This is a genomic window from Pseudorhodoplanes sp. (assembly GCF_035565855.1).
Classification (GTDB): Bacteria; Pseudomonadota; Alphaproteobacteria; order Rhizobiales; family Xanthobacteraceae; genus Pseudorhodoplanes.
The window spans coordinates 1-6,421 of sequence record NZ_DATMRX010000319.1 but is presented as its reverse complement, the minus strand read 5'-3'; the positions used below and the strand labels follow the sequence as shown (position 1 = coordinate 6,421).

The following is a 6,421-nucleotide window of genomic DNA, read 5'->3' as shown; positions in this document are numbered from 1 at the left end:
GACTGTTACGGCATCCTTCCCTCGAGACGAGGTCGTATCGCTTTGGCAGGAACGGAAGGCCGCGTTCCTTCAATCCATTCACACCAGCCCCGAGCGGTTCAAGCCCGACTCCATCCACCGCCACAGATACCGCACACGACGCCGCGCACGCTCATTCGACTCGATCCGCTTTGGCGCGAAGCGCGCGTTCGACGTCATGGCCGCGAGCGCGGCGCTTTTGTTCTTCGCGCCGCTCTTGCTCGGCATCGCAGTGGCGATCAAATGCAACTCGCCTGGGCCGGTGCTGTTCAGCCAGCCGCGTTACGGCTACCGCAACCGCCGCTTCCGCATCTACAAATTCCGCACGATGTATTCGCACCTGAGCGATCGGTCGGGAACGCAACAGACGACGAAGGACGATGCGCGCGTCACGCGCGTCGGCCGGTTCCTGCGCAGCACGAGCCTCGACGAATTGCCGCAGCTCATCAATGTCGTCAGGGGCGACATGTCGCTCGTCGGCCCCAGGCCCCACGTCCCCGGCATGCTGTCGGCCGGCGTTCTCTATGAGGACCTGGTGCCGTATTACTTCCACCGCCACATCGTGCGCCCCGGCATCACCGGGCTGGCGCAAGTCCACGGCTGCCGCGGCAGCACCCGGCAGGCCGGCGAGGCCATCGCCCGCGTCGATTACGACCTCGAATACATCGAAACCTGGTCGCTCTGGCTCGATATCAAGATTATGTTAAGGACGTTGCGACAAGAGTTTCTGTCCGGCACCGGCACCTGACGCCCTTTCCAACGCCGCGCGGCCGCAGCTCAAGGGCCATCGTGCGCATCGTCGTCAACGACCATCTCGGCCACGCTCCGCAAGTGCAGTTGAGCCGTGCGCTCGCAAGCCGCGGACACGACGTGCTGCACCTCTATTCCAGCGACGCGCAGTCGCCCAAAGCCGATCTGCGCCGTCGTCCGGAGGACCCGCCGAATCTGGCCGTGGAAGGCTTGAGCCTCGGCGCGCGCCCTTCGGCTTCGTTCTTCGGCCAGCGTTTCCAGGAGGCGCGCTTCAGCCGGATCGTCGCCAGGAGGGTTCTGGAGTTCCGCCCGGATATCGCGATCGCGTGCAACAATCCGCTCGACGTGCAGCGCGGCGTACAAACGGCCTGCCAGCGCGCCGGAATTCCGTTCGTGTCCTGGCTGCAAGACTTCCAGTCGGTGCTGCTGGATCAGTCGATCGAGGGCCGCTCCGCGCTCCTCAATATCGCCGCGGGCAGCTATTACCACGCGCTGGAGCAGCGTCTCCTGCAACGCAGCGACGCGGTCATTCCCATCGCGGACGACCTGTTGGCCATTCTCGCGGAAAGCTGGAACGTCTACGACCGGCAATGCATGGTGGTGCGAAACTGGGCGCCGCTCGACAGCGTGATGCCCAGCTCCAAGGATAATGCTTGGTCGCGCACGCAGGGTTTCGCGGAACGGCGCGTGGCGCTCTATGTGGGAACGCTCGGGCCGATGGAAAATCCGATGGCGCTTGTCGGCCTGGCCGAGCGCCTCCGCAGCGAATCCGATGCCCTCGTCGTGGTGGTGGCGGAAGGCGAAGGCGCCGGGCTTGTGGCCCGCGAGGCACAATCGCGCGCGCTCGACAATCTGCGCGTCCTGCCGTTCCAGCCCTACGAAATCTATAGCGACATCCTGGCCAGCGCCGACGTTCTGCTTGGCCTGGTCGATGCCAAGGCCGGCGTCCTGTTCGTGCCGTCGAAAGTGACCTCTTATCTGTGTGCCGGCCGCCCGGTGGTGCTGTCCGCGCCGTGGCAGAACCTCGCAGCGCAGTCCATCCGCGACAGCGGCGGCGGCCGCGTCGTCGCGCCGGATGACCATGCCGCGTTTGGCGACGCCACCCTCGCCTATCTCAACGATGCGTCGCTGCGCCGGGAAACCGGCGCGCTCGCCCGCGCTTATGCCGAGCGGACCTACGACATTTCCAGCATCGCGGACCGCTTCGAGCGTCTGTGCGAGCGATTGACGGCCGGGCCGCGCCGCCGCCGCGAGCCACAGCTCTCGGCCGCGGCGCAGTAACGTCATCAAAGCAGGCTCAAGAAGGCCGCCGCGCGTTACGTCCGCCGCGGCTGCAGCCGGGCCTTGAAGAACACCGTGCGGAACGGCGACGACAGCGGGATGCCGAGCTTCGCATCCCTGCCCAGGATCCGCTTGACCGCATTCTTCGCCATCCAGCCCACCGTGTCCAAGCGCAGCGCGTGGATAGCCGACACGTCAAATCCATTCCGCTGCAAGAACTGACGAATGTGATCGACGCCTGCGAACACAAGGTGATCGGGAAGGTAAAGCCGGTCGGGATACTCCGCGGCCGATGACAGGTCGCCGCCATTGCCGGTTTCGACGAACAGGATCGCGCCGTCGTTCATCACCCGACGCAAGTCGCCGAGGAAAGCATCGAAATCCGGCAAGTGCGAAAAGACATTGATGAGCGATACCACGTCGAAACGCCGATCCATCGCCGCGAGCGGCGTACTCGACACCGGCAAATGCAGCGCCCGCGCGCAATCGACCTTGGGCTGCATCGGCTCGATGCCCTCGACGACGCTGCCCGGCGGCAGCACGTCCATTACCGCTTCGATCAGCTCGCCATAGCCCGCACCGACGTCGAGCCAAGAGAACGGCACGCCCGCCTCAAGCTCGGCGCGAAACATCAATTGCACAATGTCGCGGTAGTGCCGGATCTTGCGCGGACTGCGCCGGTACACGACCTTGAGCGCGCCGTCCGCCGTGCGATGCTCGCCGATCTTATTGGCTTCGCTGATCTCCTCCAGCTTCGGCCGCGGCGTGACATAGACCATTCCGCATTGACCGCATTTCATGGCCTCAAAGCCGTTTTCGGCGCCCCACGGGCGCCGATCCCAAGCCCGGCAGAGCGGGCACGCGATAGCTTCTGTCGATGCTACGAGTTGCGCCGGCGGTTCGGCGGCGAGTTCGCTGGATGAGACGATCGCTGACACGTTGCAACTCCTGACGAATGAGCCCAGTTCACCAAGCCACTAAGCCGCGCTGCTGGCGAGACGGATCATCTCGCGGCGGACCAGCCGGCTGTACGGCCCGTTGCGCCGCATCAGATGGTCGGGCGATCCATCCTCCAGAACCTGGCCATTCTGCAGCACCACCACACGGTCGAAGTTCCGCACGGTCGAGAGGCGATGCGCGATGGCGATCACCGTGCGCCCGCTCATGAGTCGAGCGACCGCGTCGCGGATCGCTTCCTCGGATTCGGCGTCCAGCGACGATGTTGCCTCGTCGAGCAGGAGAAGCGGTGCATCCTTGAGGAAGGCTCGCGCCACCGCGATGCGTTGGCGCTGACCGCCGGAAAGCTTCACCCCGCGATCGCCGACAACCGTGGCGATGCCCTCCGGCAAGGATTCGATGAAGTCGCACCGCGCGGCCACCGCCGCTTCAAACACCATGTCGTCGGACGCATCCGGCCGGCCATATCGAATGTTCTCCATCACCGAACGATGGAACAGCATGATGTCCTGCGGCACCACCGCTATGGCTTCGCGCAGGCTGCGCTGCGTCACGCGCGCGATGTCCTGGCCGTCGATCAGGATGCGTCCGCCCTGCAGGTCGTATTGCCGCTGCAACAGCGCGAACAGCGTGGATTTGCCGCCGCCGGACTGGCCGACCAAGCCGACCCGCTGGCCGGGCTCGAGCGTCAGCGAGAAGTCGTCGAAGATCCGATGCCCGTCCGGATAACGGAACGCGACGTTCTGGAACGCTACGCTCGCGCCGCGTTTGATCAGCGGTTGCGCCTCGGGGTGGTCGCGCAACTCGTGCGGCACCAGCAGGGTCTGCAACGCCTCCGCCAGCCGGGCGACGTGCTGCGTCACGTCCACCAGCGCCACCGCCAGGTCCCGCGTCGCATGCAGGATCGACAGTCCGAGCGTGCAGGCCAGCACCACATCGCCGGTGGTCGCCGCACCACGTTGCCACAGCACGACAGCCCAGGCCACGAGCCCGACGATCAAACAGATCGTGATGACGGCGTGCAGGATGCGCAGCCGCTCCAGGTATTGCAGACTGCGCCGCCGCGCCGCCATCTCGCGATCGACAATGGTGTCGAAGCGCCGATGCTCCCGCCCCCGGCCGCAGAAGGCGTTGACCAGCGGCAGGTTGCTGATGACATCCACCATTTCACCGTCGATAGCGGCGGCTTTGTCGGCAAAGTCGTGATGCAGCGGCCGCCCGGCAGCCGCCATGTGGAACATCGCCACCACCATCACGCCGGCCACGATCACCAGGACAGCCGCCATCAGCGGGCTGATGGTGACGACCAGCGCAATGGCCACCGCGGTCGCCACGCAAGGCGGAAGCACATTCCAGACAAACATGTTCTCGACGGTGTAGACCGCGTTCGAGGTAGCGGTGACGCGGCTCGTCAGGGTTCCCGGCAGACGGTTGGCGAAGTAGCTCGGCGCGTGGCCGGTGAGATGCCGGAACAGAGCGCGGCGCACGTCGCCGGTGACGTACACAAACGTGTAGCTCGAAATCCAACCGGCGAGGCGCCATAGCAGATTGTCGGCCGCGATCAGCGACACCAGGATGAAGAACGCCGACCAGACGGCCGCCGAGTCAGCGTGCGTCGACAGCGCATCGACCAGATATTTGACGCCGTATTGCGTGGCGACGGAGCATGTTACCGCGACCAGAACGATGGCAACGATCACGGCATGGCTGATCGGGCGCAGCCCGACATAATGGAACATGAAGGCGAACGGCCGTTCTCCAAAACGATAGGTGTCATTCATCCGACTGCTGATCTCAATATCCCGATTTTCAATGACCGCCGGCTGGTGCTCGACCCGCGGGGTGCTGATTGCGGATCATCGCGAGAAGTTTTTGTCGAACATATGGACGCCTGCGGAAAACGAGGCCGGCCTAAGCCCGACGTCAACGCCATCCAAAAGTTCCACGCCGGTCGAAAAGATTTCTCCTTCCGCGCAAAACTTTGTCGCGCTCTTGCGATTTAGTAGTCGGATTGTCCGACCACCGGCCGGGGGGCCTGCCGCAAAACCCACAAAGGAGTACCGATGCGCCTCGCCCAGATTGCGCCTTTGACCGAAGCTATTCCGCCCAAGCTCTACGGCGGCACCGAGCGTGTCGTGCATTGGTTGACCGAGGAACTCGTGGCGATGGGGCACGACGTCACCCTCTATGCCAGCGGCGATTCCCACACATCCGCGAAACTCGAGGCGCCCTGGCCGAAGGCGCTGCGCTTCGACAATTCGGTTCGCGATCCCAACGCGCTGCACATGATGATGCTGGAGCGCGTGCGAACGCACGCCGACGATTTCGACTTCCTGCACTTCCATCTGGACTACTATCCCTTTTCACTTTTTTCGCGACAGCCGACACCATTCGTGACCACGCTGCATGGGCGCCTCGACCTGCCGGAACATCAGCCGGTGTTCGCGGCCTTTCCGTCAATTCCCGTGATCTCGATTTCGGATTCGCAGCGCCGGCCGTTGCCGCATGCGAGTTGGGTGCGGACGATCCACCACGGATTACCGGCGACGCTGCTGACGCCGCAGCCGGTGAAGCCGCAATACTTCGCCTTCCTCGGGCGCGTCGCGCCCGAAAAGGGCCTCGACCGTGCGATCCAGATCGCCCGGCAATGCGGCGTCCCGCTGAAAATTGCCGCCAAGATCGACAAGGTCGATCGCGAATATCACGAGGCGGTGATCCGGCCGCTGATCGACGGCAAGGATGTCGAATATATCGGCGAGATTGACGACGCGCAGAAATCGGCCTTCCTGAGCGGCGCCCTCGCGCTCCTGGTTCCGATCGACTGGCCGGAGCCGTTCGGGCTGGTGATGATCGAGGCGATGGCGTGCGGCACGCCGGTGGTGGCTTTCCCGGCCGGATCCGTGCCCGAGATCGTGGAGCACGGCCGCACCGGCTTCATCGTCGAGGACGAACGTAGCGCCGTCGGCGCGGCCTATCGACTGTCGGAACTCTCGCGCACCGCGATCCGAAAGCGGTTCGAACAGCGTTTCACCGCGCGGCGGATGGCGCAGGACTATCTCGAGGTTTACCGGGAGATGGTGCAGAAGGACACGCCGCGCCTACGGCTTGTCGCCGGCGACAGTCCGCCGCTTCAGGGGCCGGCGCTTCCCCAGGTCACCGAGCGGCTGCCGCGTTAAAGCGTTTTCGAGCGAAGTGGATACCGGTTCGCGTGAAGAAAACGCGTTTAAACAACGACCTAGGTCACATACTCATAAACAGGATTCCCTTGGAGGGCGTGTTCTGATTCATTGCTCTCAGCCTTGGAGGTTGAGATGGCGCGCTTTGATCTGACGGATTTCGAGTGGTCGGTGATCGAGCCGCTACTGCCGACGAAGGTTCGCGGGGTTCCTCGTGTCGATGACCGGCGCGTTCTGAA

The 6,421-nt window shown here is 64.3% G+C and carries 5 protein-coding genes and 1 pseudogene; 4 read left to right on the top strand and 2 right to left on the bottom strand.

Going from position 1 to position 6,421, the window contains the following annotated elements; translation table 11 throughout:
- Together VN004_RS18185 and VN004_RS18180 are read left to right on the top strand one after the other, a co-directional pair.
- Positions 1-766 (top strand): exopolysaccharide biosynthesis polyprenyl glycosylphosphotransferase (locus tag VN004_RS18185; protein ID WP_325613033.1); only part of this gene is annotated, 766 nt, incomplete at its 5' end.
- A 41-nt stretch (positions 767-807) separates the two neighbouring features.
- Positions 808-2,049, top strand: a complete 1,242-nt coding sequence (locus VN004_RS18180) for a glycosyltransferase family 4 protein (RefSeq protein WP_325613030.1) — start codon at positions 808-810, stop codon at positions 2,047-2,049.
- Positions 2,050-2,084: 35 nt separating this feature from the next.
- Here the strand turns inward: VN004_RS18180 and VN004_RS18175 are convergent, their stop codons facing one another.
- Together VN004_RS18175 and VN004_RS18170 are read right to left on the bottom strand one after the other, a co-directional pair.
- On the bottom strand, positions 2,085-2,987 hold the full coding sequence (locus tag VN004_RS18175) for a class I SAM-dependent methyltransferase (protein WP_325613028.1): 903 nt from the start codon (positions 2,985-2,987) through the stop codon (positions 2,085-2,087).
- A gap of 39 nt (positions 2,988-3,026) precedes the next feature.
- Positions 3,027-4,787 (bottom strand): ABC transporter ATP-binding protein, encoded by a 1,761-nt coding sequence (locus VN004_RS18170; RefSeq protein WP_325613025.1) that lies wholly within the window; start codon positions 4,785-4,787, stop codon positions 3,027-3,029.
- Positions 4,788-5,069: 282 nt separating this feature from the next.
- Here VN004_RS18170 and VN004_RS18165 point away from each other — a divergent pair, with 282 nt between their 5' ends.
- Positions 5,070-6,182 (top strand): glycosyltransferase family 4 protein, encoded by a 1,113-nt coding sequence (locus tag VN004_RS18165; protein ID WP_325613023.1) that lies wholly within the window; start codon positions 5,070-5,072, stop codon positions 6,180-6,182.
- 135 nt (positions 6,183-6,317) lie between these two features.
- Positions 6,318-6,421, top strand: a pseudogene (locus VN004_RS18160) (IS5/IS1182 family transposase); the annotation flags it as partial.

What these genes read in the sequence shown, in the direction of transcription:
- VN004_RS18165 (WP_325613023.1), top strand. Translation starts at nt 5,070, where the DNA reads ATGCGCCTCGCCCAGATTGCGCCTTTGACCGAAGCTATTCCGCCCAAG.
- VN004_RS18170 (WP_325613025.1), bottom strand. Translation starts at nt 4,787, where the DNA reads ATGAATGACACCTATCGTTTTGGAGAACGGCCGTTCGCCTTCATGTTC.